Below are 16,722 nucleotides of genomic sequence, written 5' to 3'. Positions count from 1 at the left end.
GCTAAAGAATGAAGAGGCAAAGCAATGAGTCAGCAGCAATACAAGGTCCTGGTCGTGGACGATGACCTGAAATTACGTTCCCTGTTGGAACGCTATCTCACCGAGCAGGGATTCGTAGTGCGCGGTGTGGCCAATGGCGAGCAGGCCGATCGCTTGCTGACTCGTGAAAACTTCAGCCTGATGGTGCTCGACCTGATGTTGCCGGGGGAGGATGGGCTCTCCATCTGCCGTCGTCTGCGGGAAGCGGGCAACCAGATCCCGGTGCTGATGCTCACTGCCAAGGGGGATGAAGTGGATCGCATCGTCGGGCTCGAGATGGGGGCTGATGACTATCTGCCCAAGCCGTTTAACCCCCGCGAACTGCTGGCGCGGATCCGTGCCGTGCTGCGCCGCCATACCGTCGAGCTGCCGGGGGCACCCTCTGCTGCAGAGAAAGTGGTCAACTTCGGTGCCTTCCAGCTCAATCTGGCGACCCGCGAGCTGAGCCGGGATGGTGAGCCGATGGCGCTCACCAGCGGTGAATTTGCGGTGCTCAAAGTGCTGGTCAGCCATCCGCGTGAACCGCTCTCCCGCGACAAGCTGATGAATCTGGCCCGTGGCCGCGAATACACCGCCACCGAGCGCAGCATCGACGTGCAGGTCTCTCGCCTGCGCCGCCTGCTGGAACAGGATCCGGCCCAGCCCCGCTACCTGCAGACCGTCTGGGGTCTGGGGTATGTGTTCGTGCCAGATGGTGACGGTGCATGAAAAAGGTCGGCAGCATGTTCTCGCGCATGCTCTGGTTTCTGGCTGCCGTTCTGGTGGTCTATCAAGCAGTCTCCTACGTCACCTTCTACAACTATCTGCTGGCGCCAACCGTCAAGCAGATCAGTCACTTGCTGGCCAATCAGGTCAAGCTGATCTTTCCGGTCAACACAGAACAACTGGCGCTGAGTGAAGATGCCGAGGCGCTGGTCTATGTGACGACCGGTACCGATATCTATACCCAGAGCGAGGCGGTGCAGCATGGCTTCAACGAGGCCAAGCCGTACCCCTATCTGGAGGAGAACATCAGCCGCGAGCTGGGTGGCCCGGCCAAGGTGCGGGTCGAGATCCAGGATCACTACATCATCTGGATCCAGCCGCCGCAGGCCAGCAAAATCTGGGTGCGGATCCCGCTGACCGAGATCGAAGATGACGATATCGAACCCCTTATCATCTATCTGAGCGTGCTGCTGGTGATCACCCTGTTTGCGGCCTGGCGCTTTGCCCGGCAGCTGGTGCGCCCGCTCGAAGATCTCGAGGCTGGTGCCGTTGCTGTTGCCAGGGGCCATTTCCCCGAGGCGCTGGGGGAGCTGGGATCACGGGAAGTGCGGCGACTGACCCGCACCTTCAACCACATGTCGCACTCCATCAAGAGCCTGATCGAAGAGCGTAACCTGATGATGGCGGGGGTTTCCCACGATCTGCGAACCCCGCTGACCCGCATCCGGCTGGCGACCGAGATGATGTCCTCCGGTGACGAGTACCTCAAGGAGAGCATCAACGCCGACATCGATGAGTCAAATGCCATCATCGATCAGTTCATTGATTACATCCGTCCGGATGAAGGCCAGGATCTGGAGCCTATCGACCTGACCCAACTGGTGCACGATACCTTGCTGATCTACTCGGAGCAGGGGTTGGAGGTCGATCTGGCGCTGCCGCAAGAGGCGGTGCGGGTGGCCTGCAATCCGGTCAGTATCCGGCGGGTGTTGAACAACCTATCAAGCAACTCGCAGCGTTACGGGGCGAGCCGCTTGCATGCTGAGCTCAAGGACGATGGGCACTGGGTGCGCCTGCGCCTATCCGATGATGGCCCCGGCATTCCGGAGCAGGACTACTCCCGGGTGCTCAAGCCGTTTACTCAGGGTAATGTGGCCCGGACCGTTGGCGGCAGTGGCTTGGGGTTGGCTATCGTGGCCAAGATAGTCGCCCAGCACCATGGCACTATCCGACTGGGAAGTTCGGATCTCGGCGGCTTGCTGGTCGAGATGCGGCTGCCGAAACATCAGCCACAGGAGTGGATGGATTGAGAGAAGGGCGTATCCGTTGATACGCCCTTCTGCATGGTCAGCTCTTGCTTTCGACTGATGCTCGATAGCGTTTGCCGTACTTGAGCTGCTGGATCAACAGGGCGGCAACGATGAGCGCCAACCCGATTGGGGTGGCTGGATGGATGGCTTCGCCTATCAACAGGTTGAGCAGCACCAGTGAGGCAAACGGCGAGATAAAGATGAGGTTGCTGATGGGGGCCGTGTTGGTGGCATGGCGCAGCGCCATCAGCCAGAGCACGAAACCGAAGCCCATTTCGAACAGTCCCACATAGATGGCTCCAGCCCATCCCTGCCAGGCGGTCATGGCAAAATCGGAGAGCAACCAGGTTGCAACGACGATAAAAGGCAGGCTGATCATAAAGCCGAGCAACAGGCTGACGATGGGATCGCCCTGATTGCGGGTGTTGAGGATCCAGTAGCTGGCCCAGATGAGGGTCGAGACCAGCGCCAGCGTCACGCCGAGGGGGCTGTCGAACTGGAGGCCGAATACATCCCCTCTGGTGGCGATCACCAGTGCGCCAAAGTAGCCGAGCACGATGGCGACGCCATCGCGCCGACGCAGCTTCTGGCCGAGGAAGGGGACGGCCAGCAGACTGAGGGTAATGGCCCAGGTGTAGTTGAGGGTCTGTGCCTGCTGGGCAGGCAGCAGGTCATAGGCCTTGAACAGCAACAGGTAATAGAGAAAGGGGTTCAGTACGCCCAGAGTCAGGTAGTAGAAAGGGCGGGCCTTGATGTAGCTCCCCAGCAGCGGCAGTTTGCCCTGTTTGGCGACGACGGCTGTCAGTGTGAGAGTCGAGGTGAAGGCGGCCACAAGCAACAGTTGCACAGGTTCGAAATAGGCGAGGGAGATCTTGAAGGCTGTGGCGACCGTCGACCAGAGGGCAACGGCGCAAAGGCCATACTGATAGGCTTTCTTTTGATCTTTGAGCATGGGATGTCGTTCCACTGACAGAGGCAAGCGCACAGTCTACCAGTCTGCTTGTAACATTGTCGTTACCTTGGTGTCGGCAGCAGAGTGTGTTGCCGCAGGCGAGATCCATCTGTCACATAAAACTGCGCATAATCTGTTCTCTCTCCCTTGCGCAAATTTGAAAAATCCGTATAATCCCCTCCGCTTACCCATGAGGTAAGCCAGACGATACGTCTGCTGCTGAGTTTCCTGTTTACAGGAGCCAGCCATACAGTCCTCCCGATATGGGGGGAAACGTGAAAAATCACACCTCTGGCGGGAGAAGTCTCGGTCGGGCGGTGTTGATTTATGTTCTTTTATCTATTGGAGCTCTGTCAATGCAGAACCAAAGAATCCGTATCCGCCTGAAGGCTTTTGATCATCGCCTGATTGATCAATCCACTGCGGAAATCGTTGAAACTGCTAAGCGCACTGGCGCGCAGGTTCGCGGTCCTATTCCGCTGCCGACTCGCAAAGAGCGCTTCACCGTCCTGATCTCCCCGCACGTCAACAAAGATGCGCGTGATCAGTACGAGATCCGCACTCACAAGCGTCTGGTAGACATCGTTGAGCCGACTGACAAGACCGTAGACGCCCTGATGCGTCTGGATCTGGCAGCTGGTGTAGACGTCCAGATCAGCCTGGGTTAATTACGGAAAGAGGTTGATAACAATGACAATCGGTCTTGTAGGTCGCAAAGTGGGTATGACTCGCATCTTCACTGAAGATGGCGTTTCTATCCCGGTGACTGTTATCGAAGTTGAAGCTAACCGTGTAACTCAGGTCAAATCTGTAGAAACCGACGGCTACAACGCTATTCAGGTTACCACTGGCGCCAAGAAAGCCAGCCGTGTGACCAAGCCGGAAGCTGGCCACTTCGCCAAAGCTGGTGTAGAAGCCGGTCGCGGTCTGTGGGAATTCCGTCTGAACAACGGTGAAACTTTCACTGTTGGTAGCGAGCTGAAAGTAGATCTTCTCGCTGACGTTAAGCTGGTAGACGTTACCGGCACATCCAAAGGTAAGGGCTTTGCTGGTACTGTTAAGCGCCACAACTTCCGCACCCAGGATATGACCCACGGTAACTCCTTGTCTCACCGCGTTCCGGGTTCTATCGGTCAGAACCAGACTCCGGGTCGTGTATTCAAGGGCAAAAAGATGGCTGGTCACATGGGTGCTGAGCGTGTAACGACTCAGAACCTGGAACTGGTTCGTGTTGACGCTGAACGCAACCTGCTGCTCATCAAAGGTGCAGTACCGGGTGCAACCAACGGCAACGTGATCGTCAAACCTGCCGTCAAAGCGTAACGTCTGAGGAGATAGTAATGGAATTGGTAATGAAAGACGCCAAGAGCGCTCTTGAAGTTTCCGAGACTACCTTCGGGCGCGAATTCAACGAAGCTCTGGTTCACCAGGTCGTCGTTGCATATGCCGCTGGTGCCCGTCAGGGTACTCGTGCGCAGCTGACTCGCTCTGAAGTGTCTGGTGGCGGCAAAAAGCCGTGGCGTCAGAAGGGTACTGGTCGTGCCCGTGCTGGCTCCATCCGTTCGCCCATCTGGCGTTCCGGTGGTGTGACTTTTGCTGCTAAGCCGCAAGATCACAGCCAGAAAGTAAACAAGAAGATGTACCGCGGCGCTATCCGTAGCATTCTGTCCGAGCTGGTACGTCAAGAGCGCCTGATCGTTGTTGAGAAGTTCGGCATCGAAGCTCCGAAGACCAAAGAACTGATCGCCAAGCTGAAAGAAATGGAACTGACTGACGTTCTGATCGTGACTGCTGAAGTCGATGAGAACCTGTTCCTGGCTGCTCGCAACCTGTACAAAGTTGACGTGCGTGACGTTGCCGGTATCGACCCGGTCAGCCTGATCGCTTTCGACAAGGTTCTGATGACTGCTGACGCAGTTAAGCAAATCGAGGAGATGCTGGCATGATCCGTGAAGAGCGTCTGCTGAAAGTTCTGAAGGCTCCGCACATCTCTGAAAAGAGCACCATGGTTGCAGAAAAGCAGAACACTATCGTGTTCAAAGTTGCTGTTGATGCTACCAAGGCGGAAGTCAAAGCTGCAGTTGCGAAACTGTTCGAGGTCGAAGTTGAGACCGTCCGTACCCTGAACATGAAGGGTAAGACCAAGCGCGCAGGTGCACGCGTAGGCCGTCGTTCCGATTGGAAAAAGGCTTATGTGACCCTGAAAGCTGGTCAGGACATCGACTTCATGGGCGCAGCCGAGTAAGAGGAGTTCTCAAAAATGGCAATCGTTAAGTGCAAGCCTACTTCTCCGGGCCGCCGCCACGTCGTCAAGATCGTCAATCAAGAGCTGTACAAGGGCAAGCCCTTCGCCGCTCTGCTGGACAGCAAAAGCAAGTCCGGTGGTCGTAACAACAACGGCCGTATCACTACCCGTCATATCGGTGGTGGTCACAAGCAGCACTACCGTATCGTCGACTTCAAGCGCGACAAAGACGGTATCCCGGCTAAAGTAGAGCGCCTGGAATACGATCCGAACCGTACCGCTAACATCGCTCTGGTGTTGTATGCAGACGGTGAGCGTCGTTACATCCTGGCTCCGAAAGGCCTGAAAGCTGGTGACGCGATCGCTTCTGGTGCTGATGCAGCCATCAAGGTAGGTAACGCCCTGCCGATGCGCAACATCCCGGTTGGTTCTACCGTTCACGCTGTAGAGATGAAACCTGGTAAAGGTGCCCAGCTGGCTCGTTCCGCTGGTACTTTCATCCAGATCCTGGCTCGTGAAGGTAACTATGTAACTCTGCGTCTGCGTTCCGGCGAAGTACGTAAAGTTCTGGCCGAGTGCCGCGCTACCATCGGTGAAGTCGGTAACTCCGAGCACATGTTGCGTCAACTGGGTAAAGCCGGTGCAAACCGCTGGCGTGGTATTCGTCCGACCGTTCGCGGTATGGCGATGAACCCGGTTGACCACCCGCACGGTGGTGGTGAGGGTCGTAACAAGGGCATGCAGCCTGTGTCCCCATGGGGCCAGAAGGCTAAAGGCTTCAAGACCCGTAAGAACAAGCGTACCGACAAGTACATCGTACGTCGTCGTAACAAGTAATTGTTAACATAGAGGAATCACCATGCCACGTTCTCTCAAGAAGGGTCCATTTATTGACCTGCACTTGCTGAAGAAGGTAGAGAAAGCGGTGGAAAGCGGGGATAAAAAGCCGGTTAAAACCTGGTCCCGTCGTTCAATGATCATCCCGAACATGATCGGTTTGACCATCGCTGTCCATAATGGTCGTCAGCACGTTCCGGTTTTCGTTACCGAAGAAATGATCGGTCACAAACTGGGTGAATTCGCACCGACTCGTACTTATCGCGGCCATGCTGCTGATAAGAAGGCTAAGAAGCGCTAAGGGATAAATGATGGAAGCTATCGCTAAACACCGTTATGCCCGTACTTCTGCCCAGAAAGCTCGTCTGGTAGCCGATCAAGTACGTGGTCTGTCCGTAGACAAGGCTCTGAATATCCTGACCTTCAGCCCGAAAAAGGCTGCAGTGCTGGTTAAGAAAGTGCTGGAATCTGCCATTGCAAACGCTGAGCACAACGAAGGCGCCGATATCGACGCGCTGCGTGTTGCTACTATCATGGTCGACGAAGGTCCCTCCATGAAGCGCATCCGTCCGCGTGCCAAAGGTCGTGCGGATCGTATCCTCAAGCGTACCGCTCACATCACTGTAGTGGTATCCGACGCTAAGGCTGGGAGATAAGCAATGGGTCAGAAAGTACATCCTAATGGCATTCGCCTGGGTATTACCAAGCCTTGGAATTCTACCTGGTTCGCGAACACCAAAGACTTCGCTGACAACCTGTACAGCGATTTTCAAGTACGCCAGTTCCTGACCAAGGAACTGAAAAACGCGTCCTTGTCCAAGATCACCATTGAGCGTCCGGCCAAGAGCATCCGTGTGACCATTCACACCGCTCGTCCGGGTGTTGTAATCGGTAAGAAAGGCGAAGACGTTGAGAAGCTGCGCAAAGCTGTAGCCACTATTGCTGGCGTGCCTGCTCAGATCAACATTTCCGAAGTCCGCAAGCCGGAGCTGGATGGCAAACTCGTTGCCGACAGCATCACTTCCCAGCTGGAGCGTCGTGTAATGTTCCGTCGTGCTATGAAGCGCGCCGTACAGAACGCAATGCGCCTGGGTGCCAAGGGCATCAAAGTGGAAGTTTCCGGTCGTCTGGGCGGCGCTGAAATCGCGCGTACCGAATGGTACCGTGAAGGTCGTGTGCCGTTGCACACCCTGCGTGCCGACATCGACTACGCAACTTCTGAAGCCCACACCACTTACGGTGTGATCGGCGTTAAAGTTTGGATCTTCAAGGGCGAAGTTCTGGGCGGTCTGGCTGCTGTTAACGCTGCCGCTGCTCAAGAGCAAGCTCCTGCAAAGCCCAAGCGTGACAACAAGCGCCGCGCTGCTAAGTAAGGAGATTCGGTAAATGTTGCAACCTAAGCGTACTAAATTCCGCAAGACCCACAAGGGTCGTAACCGCGGTCTGGCCACCTCTGGTAACGAAGTATCCTTCGGTACCTTTGGCCTGAAGGCGACATCCCGTGGTCAACTGACTGCTCGTCAAATCGAAGCAGCCCGTCGTGCCATGACCCGTCACGTTAAGCGTCAAGGTAAGATCTGGATCCGTGTGTTCCCGGACAAGCCCATCACCGAAAAGCCCCTCGAAGTTCGTATGGGTAAAGGTAAGGGTAACGTGGAATACTGGGTTTGCCCGATCCAGCCTGGCAAGGTTCTGTACGAGATGGACGGTGTACCTGAGGCTCTGGCGCGTGAAGCGTTTGCCCTGGCCGCAGCTAAGCTGTCTGTTCAGACCACTTTCGTAATTAAGACGGTGATGTGATGAAAGCCCAAGATCTGCGTCAAAAGAGCGTCGAAGAACTGAACCAGGAGCTGCTGGGCCTGCTGCGTGAGCAATTCAACATGCGCATGCAAGCGTCCACCGGCCAGCTGGCTCAGACTCACACTCTGAAACAAGTGCGTCGTGACGTCGCACGTATCAAGACTGTACTGACTGAGAAGGCAGGTGCGTAATGACTGACAAGATCCGTACTCTGCAAGGTCGTGTAATCAGCGACAAGATGGACAAATCCATCACTGTTGCTATCGAGCGCAAGGTAAAGCACCCGATCTACGGTAAGATCATCAAGCGCACTACCAAGCTGCACGTGCATGACGAAAACAACGAGTGCAAAGCTGGCGACCTCGTGGAAATCCGCGAATGCCGCCCGCTGTCCAAGACCAAGTCCTGGACCCTGGTTGCCGTTGTAGAAAAGGCCTAATCGGTACTTTGTAGTCCAAGCGGCCCCTTTCAGGGGCCGTTTGTTTTTTAGGCTACCTTTTCTGAAAATCCTGTGTTATAGTTTCGCGCCTTTTGAAGGCAGCCAGATCCCATTAGGGATAAGAAGTAAACAAAGCGGAGCACTAAGATGATCCAGATGCAAAGTATGCTGGGTGTTGCCGACAACTCCGGCGCTCGCAGTGTAATGTGTATTAAGGTTCTGGGTGGCTCGCACCGCCGTTACGCCGGCATCGGCGACATCATCAAGGTTTCCATCAAGGAAGCCATTCCTCGCGGTAAAGTGAAGAAAGGTGATGTGTATAACGCGGTGGTCGTACGCACCCGTAAAGGCGTTCGTCGTCCGGACGGCTCTGTCATCCGTTTCGACAACAATGCGGCTGTGTTGCTTAACAACAACCAACAGCCAATCGGTACTCGTATTTTTGGCCCGGTGACCCGTGAACTGCGTAATGAGAAGTTCATGAAGATTGTGTCCCTGGCACCCGAAGTACTGTAAGGAGTCGAACGATGGCAGCTAAAATCCGTCGCGAAGACGAAGTGATTGTTCTTACCGGCAAAGACAAGGGCAAGCGTGGCAAAGTCACTCAAGTCCTGATTGCAAAAGGTAAGGTAATCGTGGAAGGCATCAACCAGGTGAAGAAACACCAGAAGCCGGTACCCGCACTGGGTCAGGCTGGCGGTATCGTCACCAAAGAAGCCCCCATCGATGTATCAAACGTAGCGCTGTTCAACTCTGCCACTGGCAAAGCTGACCGCGTTGGTTTCCGGATTGAAGACGGCAAAAAAGTCCGTTTCTTCAAATCCACCGGCGAACTTGTGAAGTAATTGGAGTTTAACGATGGCGAAACTGCATGATTACTACAAATCCGATGTAGTAAATGAACTGTCCAAGCAGTTCGGTTACAAGACTATCATGCAAGTCCCTCGGATCGAGAAAATCACCCTGAACATGGGTGTTGGTGAAGCGATCTCTGACAAGAAATTGCTGGAAAATGCTGCTGCCGATATGGCTGCCATTTCCGGTCAGAAGCCGCTGATCACCAAAGCTCGCAAATCTGTTGCGGGCTTCAAGATTCGTGAAGGCTACCCGATAGGTTGTAAAGTAACCCTGCGTGGCGAGCGTATGTGGGAGTTCCTGGAACGGCTGATCTGCATCTCCGTACCGCGTATCCGTGACTTCCGTGGCCTGAACGCTAAAGCGTTCGACGGTCGTGGTAACTACTCCATGGGCGTGCGTGAGCAGATCATCTTCCCGGAAATCGACTATGACAAAGTCGATCGCGTCCGTGGTCTGGATATCACCATCACCACTTCCGCGAATACCGATGAAGAAGGCCGTGCTCTGCTGGCTGCCTTTAACTTCCCATTCCGCAAGTAAGGTTAGGGTTATGGCTAAAACATCCATGAAAGCGCGCGAAGCAAAGCGTGCCAAGCTGGTAGCCAAGTACGCGACCAAGCGTGCCGAGCTGAAAGCTATCATCGTTGACATGAACGCTTCTGAAGAAGCGCGTTGGGATGCTGTACTGCAACTGCAACAGCTGCCCCGTGATTCCAGTCCGTCCCGCCAGCGTAACCGTTGCAATATTACTGGTCGTCCGCACGGTTTCCTGCGCAAGTTTGGCCTGTCTCGCATCAAGGTGCGTGAGCATGCCATGAAGGGCGAAATTCCGGGCCTGAAGAAGGCTTCTTGGTAACGAATCTCGGGAGTTAGACTTATGAGCATGCAAGATCCGATCGCGGATATGCTGACCCGCATCCGTAACGGTCAGGCGGCGAGCAAAGTTGCGGTTTCCATGCCTTCTTCCAAGCTGAAAGTGGCTATCGCCAAAGTGCTGAAAGAAGAAGGTTACATCGCTGGCTACTCCGTAGCTGGTGACGTGAAGCCGGAACTGGAAATTGAACTGAAATATTTCCAGGGCAAGCCAGTTGTAGAACTGATCCAACGCGTAAGCCGTCCAGGCCTGCGTATTTACAAGCGCACTACTGATCTGCCGAAAGTTATGGGCGGTCTCGGTGTTGCTATCGTGTCCACGTCTAAAGGTGTGATGACTGACCGTGCTGCTCGCAAAGCAAGCATGGGCGGTGAGATCATCTGCTACGTCGCTTAATAGGAGGTAGGAAATGTCTCGTGTTGCTAAGGCACCCGTCACTATTCCTGCTGGCGTAGAGGTGACTCTGAACGGCCAGGAACTGACCATCAAAGGTGGTAAAGGTTCTCTGGTTCGCTCTATTCACGCCGGTGTAGAAGTGACCAAAGAAGACAATGTACTGAAGTTCGCCCCGCGCGGCAGCATCGCTGGTGCTGACGCTCAGGCCGGTACTGCCCGTGCATTGGTCAACAACATGGTAATCGGTGTTACCCAAGGCTTCGAGCGCAAGCTGCAGCTGGTTGGTGTAGGTTATAAAGCCTCCATCAAGGGCAATGCTGTTGCGCTGGCTCTGGGCTTCTCTCACCCGGTAGAGCATGCGCTGCCGGCTGGTGTGACCGCTGAGTGCCCGACAGCTACAGAAATCGTTCTGCGTGGCGTCGACAAGCAGCTGGTTGGCCAAGTCGCCGCCGATATCCGTGCTTACCGCGCTCCGGAGCCCTACAAGGGCAAGGGTGTACGCTATGCCAACGAGCAAGTGCGTACTAAAGAAGCTAAGAAGAAGTAAGGTAACACTATGGACAAGAAAGCAGCTCGTCTCCGTCGTGCTACTCGTGCTCGGAAAAAGATGCAGGAACTGGGAGCTACCCGTCTGGTTGTTCACCGTACCCCGCGTCATATCTATGCGCAGGTTATTGCAGCCAACGGTTCCGAAGTTCTGGCCTCTGCTTCCACAGTAGAGAAAGCCATCAGTGAAGCTCTGAAATACACCGGTAACGCAGATGCTGCTACCGCTGTAGGTAAGGCTATCGCTGAGCGTGCTATTGCCAAAGGCGTTCAGAACGTATCTTTCGATCGTTCCGGTTTCAAGTATCACGGTCGCATCGCTGCCCTGGCAGCTGCCGCACGTGACGCTGGTCTTCAGTTCTAAGCTAGGAGTCGAAGATGGCTAAAGTCGAATCTCAAGCCGGCGAACTGCAAGAAAAGCTCATTGCAGTAAACCGTGTTTCGAAAACTGTTAAAGGTGGTCGTATCATGTCCTTCACCGCGTTGACCGTGGTGGGTGATGGTAACGGCCGTGTAGGTTACGGTTACGGTAAAGCCCGTGAAGTTCCGGCTGCTATTCAAAAAGCAATGGAACAGGCTAAGCGTAACCTGAACAAGGTTGAGCTGAACAACGGCACTCTGCACCACCCGGTGCGTGGTGTTCACTCTGGCTCCACCGTGTTCATGAAGCCGGCCTCCCAAGGTACTGGTATCATTGCAGGCGGCGCTATGCGTGCTGTTCTGGAAGTTGCCGGTATCCACAACGTGCTGGCCAAGACCTACGGTTCCACCAACCCAATCAACGTTGTTCGCGCTACTGTAGACGCTCTGGTTCACGGTCAATCACCGGAACAGATCGCTGCCAAGCGTGGTCTGCGCGTTGAAGAAATTCTGGGGTAATGCGACATGGCTAACACTGTAAAAGTAACTCAAACTCGCAGCTCTATCGGCCGTCTGCCAAAGCACAAGGCGACTCTGCGTGGTCTGGGTCTGCGTCGCATTGGTCACACCGTTGAGCTGGAAGATACTCCTTGCGTACGCGGCATGATCAACCAGGTTTATTACATGGTTAAGGTGGAGGGCTAAGCATGCGTCTGAACACTCTGTCTCCGGCCGCTGGTTCCAAGCCTGAAAAACAACGTCGTGGTCGTGGTATCGGCTCCGGCCTGGGCAAGACTGGTGGTCGTGGTGTTAAAGGCCAAACCTCTCGTTCCGGTGGCGGTAAAGTCCGCAACGGTTTCGAAGGCGGCCAGATGCCTTTGAAAATCCGTCTGCCGAAGTTCGGTTTCTTCTCTCGCAAATCTTTGGTTTCTGCCGAAGTGCGTCTGAACGAAATCGCCCTGGTAGAAGGTGATGTGGTCGACCTGAGCACTCTGAAGCAAGCCGGTGTTGTTACTAAGAACATCGTGTTCGCTAAAGTTGTTCTGTCAGGCAACATTGACCGTGCTGTGACCGTTCGTGGTCTGTCCGTCACCAAAGGTGCACGCGCAGCCATCGAGGCCGCTGGCGGTAAAATCGAGGAATAATCAGTACAATGGCTAAGAAACCAGGATTGGATGTTAAAGCACAGGGTGGTCTGAGTGAACTGAAGAGCCGTCTGCTCTTCGTTCTCGGGGCGATTATCGTTTTCCGTGCAGGCTCTTATGTGCCGATTCCTGGTATTGACGCCGCCGTACTGGCCGAGTTGTTCCAGCAACAGAAGGGCACCATCATTGAGATGTTCAACATGTTCAGTGGTGGTGCACTCTCGCGTGCTTCTATTCTTGCGTTGGGGATCATGCCGTACATTTCGGCATCGATCATTATCCAGCTGCTGACAGTGGTTCACCCCGCTCTTGCTGAACTCAAGAAAGAAGGTGAATCCGGCCGTCGCAAGATTAGCCAATATACCCGTTGGGGCACGCTGGTTTTGGGAACTTTCCAGGCCATTGGTATTGCAACCGGTCTGCCGAATATGATGCATGGACTCGTGACTAATCCGGGTCTAGGCTTCTATTTCACAGCGGTTGTGAGTCTGGTCACCGGTACCATGTTTTTGATGTGGTTGGGTGAACAGATTACCGAGCGTGGGATTGGTAATGGTATCTCGTTGATTATTTTCACAGGTATCGTTGCTGGTCTGCCGCATGCCATTGGCGCTACGGCCGAACAGGCACGTCAAGGGGAATTGCACATCCTGCTGTTGTTGTTGCTGGGCTTGATTGTTTTCGCAGTGACTTACTTTGTGGTGTTCGTGGAGCGTGGTCAGCGTCGTATCGTCGTTAACTATGCCAAGCGTCAACAAGGCCGCCAGGTATTTGCCGCGCAAAGCACACACCTGCCGTTGAAAGTGAATATGGCTGGTGTGATTCCTGCGATTTTCGCATCCAGTATCATCCTCTTCCCGGGGACCATTACCTCTTGGTTTGGTCAGGGCGAGGGTAAAGTAGCTGATATCCTGCAACAGGTCTCTATGGTCCTGCAGCCGGGTCAACCGCTTTACGAGATGCTGTATGCAGCAGCCATTATCTTCTTCTGCTTCTTCTATACCGCGCTGGTGTTCAACCCCCGCGAGACAGCAGATAATCTGAAGAAGAGTGGAGCCTTTATCCCGGGGATTCGCCCGGGCGAGCAGACAGCACGTTACATCGATAAGGTTATGACTCGCCTGACATTGGCAGGTGCGCTCTATATAACCTTTATCTGTCTGGTACCCCAGTTCTTGATGACTGCCTGGAACGTACAGTTCTACTTCGGTGGCACTTCGCTGCTGATTATCGTGGTAGTTATCATGGACTTCATGGCTCAGGTACAAACCCATATGATGTCTCATCAATATGGCGACGTCCTGAGGAAGGCCAACCTGAAGGGCTACGGCCGCTAAAGGTCGGCGTAGTTACGGAGTTAAGCAATGAAAGTTCGTGCTTCCGTTAAGGCAATCTGCCGTAACTGCAAAATCATCAAGCGTCACGGTGTGGTGCGTGTGATTTGCAGCGAGCCAAAGCATAAACAGCGCCAAGGCTAATTTTTTACGGTTAGTACTTGCAACAAATAGTTGTGCTGGCTAATATAGCCAGCCAACTTTTGTTGTGTATTGGTTGACCGCCACGTATCCGCTCACGGGCTTTGTGGTGGTCGTAATCTACTATATGTAGGAGTGAATAGTGGCCCGTATCGCTGGCATTAACATTCCTGACCATAAGCATGCAGTCATCGCTTTGACTGCTATTTATGGCGTCGGTCGTACCCGCTCCAAGGCCATCTGTGCCGCAGCCGGTATCGCTGAGAATGTGAAAATTAAAGACCTGGACGAAGCTCAGATCGAGAGTCTGCGTGAACAAGTAGGTAAATTCACCGTTGAAGGTGACCTGCGTCGTCAGATTTCCATGAACATCAAGCGATTGATGGATCTGGGTTGCTACCGTGGTTTGCGTCACCGTCGTAGCCTGCCTGTTCGTGGTCAACGTACCAAGACCAACGCTCGTACCCGTAAGGGTCCGCGCAAGGCTATCAAGAAGTAACGGGAAGGTAGAAAATGGCTAAAACTCCGACTCGTGCTCGCAAGCGCGTTAAAAAGCAAGTGAGCGACGGTATTGCGCACGTTCATGCATCTTTCAACAACACAATCGTGACCATTACTGACCGTCAGGGCAATGCTCTGTCTTGGGCTACTTCTGGTGGTTCCGGTTTCCGTGGTTCTCGTAAGTCCACCCCGTTCGCTGCTCAGGTAGCTGCCGAGCGCGCTGGTGAGATGGCCAAAGAATATGGCGTCAAGAACCTGGAAGTCATGGTCAAAGGTCCGGGTCCCGGTCGTGAGTCTTCCATCCGCGCCCTGAACGCGGCTGGTTTCCGCATCACTAACATTACTGATGTGACTCCGATCCCGCACAACGGTTGTCGTCCTCCCAAGAAGCGCCGCGTATAACGCTGTAGCTACTTGGTCTAGGATTGTTGGAGAAAGAAGATGGCAAGATATATCGGTCCTAAGCTTAAGCTTAGCCGTCGTGAGGGCACCGACCTCTTCCTGAAGTCAGGTGTTCGTGCGATTGATTCTAAGTGCAAGATTGACACCGCCCCTGGTCAGCACGGTGCGCGTAAAGCGCGTCTGTCCGACTACGGTGTTCAGCTGCGCGAGAAACAAAAAGTTCGTCGTATCTACGGCGTATTGGAAAAACAGTTCCGCAACTACTACCGCGACGCTGCCCGTCAAAAGGGTAACACCGGTGAAAACCTGTTGCAGCTGCTGGAAGGTCGTTTGGACAACGTTGTTTATCGTATGGGCTTCGGCGCTACCCGTGCTGAATCTCGTCAGCTGGTGAGCCACAAGGCCATCATGGTAAACGGTCGCGTTGTGAACATTCCTTCTTTCCAGGTTTCCCCTGAGGACGTGATCTGCGTTCGTGAGAAGGCTAAGAAGCAAGCGCGTATCAAAGCTTCCCTGGAAGTTGCTGGTCAGCGTGAGAAGCCGACTTGGGTAGAGGTTGACGCCGCTAAAATGGAAGGTGCTTTCAAGCGTCTGCCAGAGCGTTCCGACCTGTCTGCCGACATTAACGAACAGCTGATCGTCGAGCTTTACTCCAAGTAAAGCTAGCTTCTAAAGAGAGGACACAATGCTGGGTTCTGTAACAGATTTTCTTAAACCGCGGCTAGTTGACATCGAGCAAGTTAGCCCGACTCATGCGAAAGTGACTCTTGAGCCACTCGAGCGTGGCTTTGGTCACACGCTGGGCAACGCCCTGCGTCGTATTTTGCTGTCATCTATGCCCGGTTGTGCAGTTACTGAAGTCGAAATTGACGGGGTACTGCATGAGTACAGCAGCAAAGAAGGTGTACAGGAAGACATTCTTGAAATCCTGCTCAACCTGAAAGGTATCGCTGTGAAGCTGGAAGGCAAGGACGAGGTAACTCTGTCCCTGACCAAGTCTGGAACAGGCCCCGTTACCGCTGGTGATATCACTCACGGTGATGAAGTCGAGATCGTAAACCCGGAGCACGTAATCTGCCACCTGACTGGTGCCAATGCTGAAATCAGCATGCGCCTGAAAGTTCAGCGCGGTCGTGGTTATGTGCCTGCTTCTGCTCGTGTTCACAACGATGACGAAGAGCGCCCGATTGGTCGCCTGCTGCTGGACTCTGCGTTCAGCCCCATCGTTCGTATTGCCTACAATGTTGAGGCAGCACGTGTGGAACAGCGTACCGACTTGGACAAGCTGGTCATCGACATGGAGACCAATGGTACCCTGGATCCTGAAGAAGCCATCCGTCGTTCTGCCACTATTCTGGCCGAGCAACTGGAAGCCTTCGTGGATCTGCGCGATGTCAGCGTGCCCGAGAAGAAAGAAGAGAAACCCGAGTTTGATCCGATTCTGCTACGTCCTGTCGATGATTTGGAGCTGACAGTTCGTTCTGCGAACTGTCTGAAGGCAGAAGCTATCCACTATATTGGTGATCTGGTACAGCGTACCGAAGTTGAGTTGCTTAAGACTCCTAACCTCGGTAAGAAGTCCCTGACTGAGATCAAGGACGTGTTGGCCTCCCGTGGTCTGTCTCTTGGCATGCGCCTTGAGAACTGGCCGCCCGCCAGCATCGCTGACGAGTAATCCAGATTACGGGTTTCACAGATTTAGTTAGAAGGATAAGGTCATGCGCCATCGTTTGAGTGGTCGTCAACTGAACCGGAACAGCAGCCATCGTCAGGCAATGTTCCGCAACATGGCCAGCTCCCTGGTTCGTCATGAGATCATCAAGACGACTCTGCCTAAG

Annotated in this window: 31 protein-coding genes (1 of these 31 running past the window's edge); 30 read left to right on the top strand and 1 reads right to left on the bottom strand. The window is 54.1% G+C overall.

Annotated elements, in window-relative coordinates:
• Positions 1-24 precede the first annotated feature (24 nt).
• Both ompR and envZ read left to right on the top strand, forming a co-directional pair.
• Positions 25-747, top strand: coding sequence for an osmolarity response regulator transcription factor OmpR (ompR, locus tag ACTG1K_RS23310; RefSeq protein ID WP_005340625.1), 723 nt, complete (start codon positions 25-27; stop codon positions 745-747).
• Positions 744-2,054, top strand: coding sequence for a two-component system sensor histidine kinase EnvZ (gene envZ, locus ACTG1K_RS23305; protein ID WP_021230784.1), 1,311 nt, complete (start codon positions 744-746; stop codon positions 2,052-2,054). Before ompR ends, envZ begins: the two co-directional genes overlap by 4 nt.
• 37 nt (positions 2,055-2,091) lie before the next feature.
• Here envZ and ACTG1K_RS23300 read toward each other — a convergent pair whose 3' ends face one another.
• The gene (locus tag ACTG1K_RS23300; RefSeq protein ID WP_440004739.1) at positions 2,092-3,006 is read right to left on the bottom strand and encodes a DMT family transporter; all 915 of its coding nucleotides are present in this window, start codon (positions 3,004-3,006) and stop codon (positions 2,092-2,094) included.
• A gap of 356 nt (positions 3,007-3,362) precedes the next feature.
• Here ACTG1K_RS23300 and rpsJ point away from each other — a divergent pair, with 356 nt between their 5' ends.
• From rpsJ to rplQ, 28 genes are all read left to right on the top strand, one after another.
• Complete coding sequence (gene rpsJ, locus ACTG1K_RS23295; protein ID WP_005307944.1) at positions 3,363-3,674, top strand: 30S ribosomal protein S10; 312 nt, start codon at positions 3,363-3,365, stop codon at positions 3,672-3,674.
• Positions 3,675-3,696: 22 nt separating this feature from the next.
• Positions 3,697-4,329 carry a 50S ribosomal protein L3 gene (rplC, locus tag ACTG1K_RS23290; RefSeq protein WP_005340620.1) on the top strand — a complete coding sequence of 211 codons (633 nt, stop codon included), beginning with the start codon at positions 3,697-3,699 and terminating at the stop codon, positions 4,327-4,329.
• A 17-nt stretch (positions 4,330-4,346) separates the two neighbouring features.
• Positions 4,347-4,952, top strand: coding sequence for a 50S ribosomal protein L4 (rplD, locus tag ACTG1K_RS23285; protein ID WP_005340616.1), 606 nt, complete (start codon positions 4,347-4,349; stop codon positions 4,950-4,952).
• Positions 4,949-5,251 (top strand): 50S ribosomal protein L23, encoded by a 303-nt coding sequence (gene rplW, locus ACTG1K_RS23280; protein ID WP_005307955.1) that lies wholly within the window; start codon positions 4,949-4,951, stop codon positions 5,249-5,251. Before rplD ends, rplW begins: the two co-directional genes overlap by 4 nt.
• Before the next feature lie 15 nt (positions 5,252-5,266).
• A complete protein-coding gene (gene rplB / locus ACTG1K_RS23275) occupies positions 5,267-6,088 on the top strand; it encodes a 50S ribosomal protein L2 (protein ID WP_005340614.1) in 822 nt (273 codons plus the stop codon).
• Positions 6,089-6,110: 22 nt separating this feature from the next.
• On the top strand, positions 6,111-6,389 hold the full coding sequence (gene rpsS, locus ACTG1K_RS23270; RefSeq protein WP_005307960.1) for a 30S ribosomal protein S19: 279 nt from the start codon (positions 6,111-6,113) through the stop codon (positions 6,387-6,389).
• 10 nt (positions 6,390-6,399) lie between these two features.
• Complete coding sequence (rplV, locus tag ACTG1K_RS23265; protein ID WP_005319741.1) at positions 6,400-6,744, top strand: 50S ribosomal protein L22; 345 nt, start codon at positions 6,400-6,402, stop codon at positions 6,742-6,744.
• Positions 6,745-6,747: 3 nt separating this feature from the next.
• Entirely contained in the window at positions 6,748-7,461 is a 714-nt protein-coding gene (gene rpsC, locus ACTG1K_RS23260; RefSeq protein WP_005307962.1) for a 30S ribosomal protein S3, read from the top strand.
• A 13-nt stretch (positions 7,462-7,474) separates the two neighbouring features.
• Positions 7,475-7,888, top strand: coding sequence for a 50S ribosomal protein L16 (gene rplP, locus ACTG1K_RS23255; protein ID WP_005340612.1), 414 nt, complete (start codon positions 7,475-7,477; stop codon positions 7,886-7,888).
• Entirely contained in the window at positions 7,888-8,079 is a 192-nt protein-coding gene (gene rpmC / locus ACTG1K_RS23250; RefSeq protein WP_005307965.1) for a 50S ribosomal protein L29, read from the top strand. Before rplP ends, rpmC begins: the two co-directional genes overlap by 1 nt.
• Entirely contained in the window at positions 8,079-8,327 is a 249-nt protein-coding gene (gene rpsQ, locus ACTG1K_RS23245; RefSeq protein WP_005307966.1) for a 30S ribosomal protein S17, read from the top strand. The genes rpmC and rpsQ overlap by 1 nt, the downstream gene beginning before the upstream one ends.
• A gap of 147 nt (positions 8,328-8,474) precedes the next feature.
• Positions 8,475-8,843, top strand: a complete 369-nt coding sequence (gene rplN, locus ACTG1K_RS23240; RefSeq protein WP_005307975.1) for a 50S ribosomal protein L14 — start codon at positions 8,475-8,477, stop codon at positions 8,841-8,843.
• 11 nt (positions 8,844-8,854) lie between these two features.
• Positions 8,855-9,172, top strand: a complete 318-nt coding sequence (gene rplX, locus ACTG1K_RS23235) for a 50S ribosomal protein L24 (RefSeq protein ID WP_005307977.1) — start codon at positions 8,855-8,857, stop codon at positions 9,170-9,172.
• Positions 9,173-9,185: 13 nt separating this feature from the next.
• Positions 9,186-9,725 carry a 50S ribosomal protein L5 gene (gene rplE / locus ACTG1K_RS23230; protein ID WP_005331162.1) on the top strand — a complete coding sequence of 180 codons (540 nt, stop codon included), beginning with the start codon at positions 9,186-9,188 and terminating at the stop codon, positions 9,723-9,725.
• Positions 9,726-9,735: 10 nt separating this feature from the next.
• On the top strand, positions 9,736-10,041 hold the full coding sequence (gene rpsN, locus ACTG1K_RS23225) for a 30S ribosomal protein S14 (RefSeq protein WP_005340609.1): 306 nt from the start codon (positions 9,736-9,738) through the stop codon (positions 10,039-10,041).
• A 21-nt stretch (positions 10,042-10,062) separates the two neighbouring features.
• Positions 10,063-10,455 carry a 30S ribosomal protein S8 gene (rpsH, locus tag ACTG1K_RS23220; protein ID WP_005307980.1) on the top strand — a complete coding sequence of 131 codons (393 nt, stop codon included), beginning with the start codon at positions 10,063-10,065 and terminating at the stop codon, positions 10,453-10,455.
• Between the two features lie 13 nt (positions 10,456-10,468).
• Positions 10,469-11,002 (top strand): 50S ribosomal protein L6, encoded by a 534-nt coding sequence (gene rplF / locus ACTG1K_RS23215; protein ID WP_005340607.1) that lies wholly within the window; start codon positions 10,469-10,471, stop codon positions 11,000-11,002.
• 9 nt (positions 11,003-11,011) lie between these two features.
• Positions 11,012-11,365 carry a 50S ribosomal protein L18 gene (gene rplR / locus ACTG1K_RS23210; protein ID WP_005340606.1) on the top strand — a complete coding sequence of 118 codons (354 nt, stop codon included), beginning with the start codon at positions 11,012-11,014 and terminating at the stop codon, positions 11,363-11,365.
• 14 nt (positions 11,366-11,379) lie between these two features.
• Positions 11,380-11,880: a 30S ribosomal protein S5 gene (gene rpsE / locus ACTG1K_RS23205; RefSeq protein ID WP_005340605.1), complete on the top strand. Its 501-nt coding sequence runs from the start codon at positions 11,380-11,382 to the stop codon at positions 11,878-11,880.
• A 6-nt stretch (positions 11,881-11,886) separates the two neighbouring features.
• Complete coding sequence (rpmD, locus tag ACTG1K_RS23200) at positions 11,887-12,066, top strand: 50S ribosomal protein L30 (protein WP_005307985.1); 180 nt, start codon at positions 11,887-11,889, stop codon at positions 12,064-12,066.
• A gap of 2 nt (positions 12,067-12,068) precedes the next feature.
• Complete coding sequence (gene rplO / locus ACTG1K_RS23195; protein ID WP_005340604.1) at positions 12,069-12,506, top strand: 50S ribosomal protein L15; 438 nt, start codon at positions 12,069-12,071, stop codon at positions 12,504-12,506.
• An 8-nt stretch (positions 12,507-12,514) separates the two neighbouring features.
• The gene (gene secY / locus ACTG1K_RS23190) at positions 12,515-13,843 is read left to right on the top strand and encodes a preprotein translocase subunit SecY (RefSeq protein ID WP_005340602.1); all 1,329 of its coding nucleotides are present in this window, start codon (positions 12,515-12,517) and stop codon (positions 13,841-13,843) included.
• Between the two features lie 27 nt (positions 13,844-13,870).
• A complete protein-coding gene (gene rpmJ / locus ACTG1K_RS23185) occupies positions 13,871-13,984 on the top strand; it encodes a 50S ribosomal protein L36 (protein ID WP_005319705.1) in 114 nt (37 codons plus the stop codon).
• A 139-nt stretch (positions 13,985-14,123) separates the two neighbouring features.
• Entirely contained in the window at positions 14,124-14,480 is a 357-nt protein-coding gene (rpsM, locus tag ACTG1K_RS23180; RefSeq protein ID WP_005307991.1) for a 30S ribosomal protein S13, read from the top strand.
• Between the two features lie 14 nt (positions 14,481-14,494).
• Positions 14,495-14,884: a 30S ribosomal protein S11 gene (gene rpsK, locus ACTG1K_RS23175; protein WP_005307993.1), complete on the top strand. Its 390-nt coding sequence runs from the start codon at positions 14,495-14,497 to the stop codon at positions 14,882-14,884.
• A 39-nt stretch (positions 14,885-14,923) separates the two neighbouring features.
• Complete coding sequence (gene rpsD, locus ACTG1K_RS23170) at positions 14,924-15,544, top strand: 30S ribosomal protein S4 (protein ID WP_005340600.1); 621 nt, start codon at positions 14,924-14,926, stop codon at positions 15,542-15,544.
• A gap of 25 nt (positions 15,545-15,569) precedes the next feature.
• Positions 15,570-16,559: a DNA-directed RNA polymerase subunit alpha gene (locus ACTG1K_RS23165; protein WP_005307997.1), complete on the top strand. Its 990-nt coding sequence runs from the start codon at positions 15,570-15,572 to the stop codon at positions 16,557-16,559.
• 43 nt (positions 16,560-16,602) lie between these two features.
• On the top strand, positions 16,603-16,722 hold the beginning of the coding sequence (gene rplQ / locus ACTG1K_RS23160) for a 50S ribosomal protein L17 (protein WP_005307999.1). Its footprint extends 264 nt past the window's final position; 120 of the gene's 384 nt are visible here — the first part of the coding sequence; it begins with the start codon at positions 16,603-16,605; the stop codon falls past the right edge of the window.

Origin of the sequence: Aeromonas sp. 102P, assembly GCF_051920345.1 — a bacterium.
Taxonomy (GTDB): Bacteria; Pseudomonadota; Gammaproteobacteria; order Enterobacterales; family Aeromonadaceae; genus Aeromonas; species Aeromonas veronii.
This window is presented reverse-complemented; position numbering and strand designations above follow the sequence as displayed.

What these genes read in the sequence shown, in the direction of transcription:
- rpsD (WP_005340600.1), top strand. Translation starts at nt 14,924, where the DNA reads ATGGCAAGATATATCGGTCCTAAGCTTAAGCTTAGCCGTCGTGAGGGC.
- rplW (WP_005307955.1), top strand. Translation starts at nt 4,949, where the DNA reads ATGATCCGTGAAGAGCGTCTGCTGAAAGTTCTGAAGGCTCCGCACATC.
- rplF (WP_005340607.1), top strand. Translation starts at nt 10,469, where the DNA reads ATGTCTCGTGTTGCTAAGGCACCCGTCACTATTCCTGCTGGCGTAGAG.
- ACTG1K_RS23300 (WP_440004739.1), bottom strand. Translation starts at nt 3,006, where the DNA reads ATGCTCAAAGATCAAAAGAAAGCCTATCAGTATGGCCTTTGCGCCGTT.
- rpmD (WP_005307985.1), top strand. Translation starts at nt 11,887, where the DNA reads ATGGCTAACACTGTAAAAGTAACTCAAACTCGCAGCTCTATCGGCCGT.
- rplR (WP_005340606.1), top strand. Translation starts at nt 11,012, where the DNA reads ATGGACAAGAAAGCAGCTCGTCTCCGTCGTGCTACTCGTGCTCGGAAA.
- rplV (WP_005319741.1), top strand. Translation starts at nt 6,400, where the DNA reads ATGGAAGCTATCGCTAAACACCGTTATGCCCGTACTTCTGCCCAGAAA.
- ACTG1K_RS23165 (WP_005307997.1), top strand. Translation starts at nt 15,570, where the DNA reads ATGCTGGGTTCTGTAACAGATTTTCTTAAACCGCGGCTAGTTGACATC.
- rpsK (WP_005307993.1), top strand. Translation starts at nt 14,495, where the DNA reads ATGGCTAAAACTCCGACTCGTGCTCGCAAGCGCGTTAAAAAGCAAGTG.
- rplO (WP_005340604.1), top strand. Translation starts at nt 12,069, where the DNA reads ATGCGTCTGAACACTCTGTCTCCGGCCGCTGGTTCCAAGCCTGAAAAA.
- rpsH (WP_005307980.1), top strand. Translation starts at nt 10,063, where the DNA reads ATGAGCATGCAAGATCCGATCGCGGATATGCTGACCCGCATCCGTAAC.
- rpmJ (WP_005319705.1), top strand. Translation starts at nt 13,871, where the DNA reads ATGAAAGTTCGTGCTTCCGTTAAGGCAATCTGCCGTAACTGCAAAATC.
- rplC (WP_005340620.1), top strand. Translation starts at nt 3,697, where the DNA reads ATGACAATCGGTCTTGTAGGTCGCAAAGTGGGTATGACTCGCATCTTC.
- rpsS (WP_005307960.1), top strand. Translation starts at nt 6,111, where the DNA reads ATGCCACGTTCTCTCAAGAAGGGTCCATTTATTGACCTGCACTTGCTG.
- rpsQ (WP_005307966.1), top strand. Translation starts at nt 8,079, where the DNA reads ATGACTGACAAGATCCGTACTCTGCAAGGTCGTGTAATCAGCGACAAG.
- rplX (WP_005307977.1), top strand. Translation starts at nt 8,855, where the DNA reads ATGGCAGCTAAAATCCGTCGCGAAGACGAAGTGATTGTTCTTACCGGC.
- rpsN (WP_005340609.1), top strand. Translation starts at nt 9,736, where the DNA reads ATGGCTAAAACATCCATGAAAGCGCGCGAAGCAAAGCGTGCCAAGCTG.
- rpsC (WP_005307962.1), top strand. Translation starts at nt 6,748, where the DNA reads ATGGGTCAGAAAGTACATCCTAATGGCATTCGCCTGGGTATTACCAAG.
- rplP (WP_005340612.1), top strand. Translation starts at nt 7,475, where the DNA reads ATGTTGCAACCTAAGCGTACTAAATTCCGCAAGACCCACAAGGGTCGT.
- envZ (WP_021230784.1), top strand. Translation starts at nt 744, where the DNA reads ATGAAAAAGGTCGGCAGCATGTTCTCGCGCATGCTCTGGTTTCTGGCT.
- rplD (WP_005340616.1), top strand. Translation starts at nt 4,347, where the DNA reads ATGGAATTGGTAATGAAAGACGCCAAGAGCGCTCTTGAAGTTTCCGAG.
- rplN (WP_005307975.1), top strand. Translation starts at nt 8,475, where the DNA reads ATGATCCAGATGCAAAGTATGCTGGGTGTTGCCGACAACTCCGGCGCT.
- rplE (WP_005331162.1), top strand. Translation starts at nt 9,186, where the DNA reads ATGGCGAAACTGCATGATTACTACAAATCCGATGTAGTAAATGAACTG.
- rpmC (WP_005307965.1), top strand. Translation starts at nt 7,888, where the DNA reads ATGAAAGCCCAAGATCTGCGTCAAAAGAGCGTCGAAGAACTGAACCAG.
- rpsE (WP_005340605.1), top strand. Translation starts at nt 11,380, where the DNA reads ATGGCTAAAGTCGAATCTCAAGCCGGCGAACTGCAAGAAAAGCTCATT.
- ompR (WP_005340625.1), top strand. Translation starts at nt 25, where the DNA reads ATGAGTCAGCAGCAATACAAGGTCCTGGTCGTGGACGATGACCTGAAA.
- secY (WP_005340602.1), top strand. Translation starts at nt 12,515, where the DNA reads ATGGCTAAGAAACCAGGATTGGATGTTAAAGCACAGGGTGGTCTGAGT.
- rpsJ (WP_005307944.1), top strand. Translation starts at nt 3,363, where the DNA reads ATGCAGAACCAAAGAATCCGTATCCGCCTGAAGGCTTTTGATCATCGC.
- rplB (WP_005340614.1), top strand. Translation starts at nt 5,267, where the DNA reads ATGGCAATCGTTAAGTGCAAGCCTACTTCTCCGGGCCGCCGCCACGTC.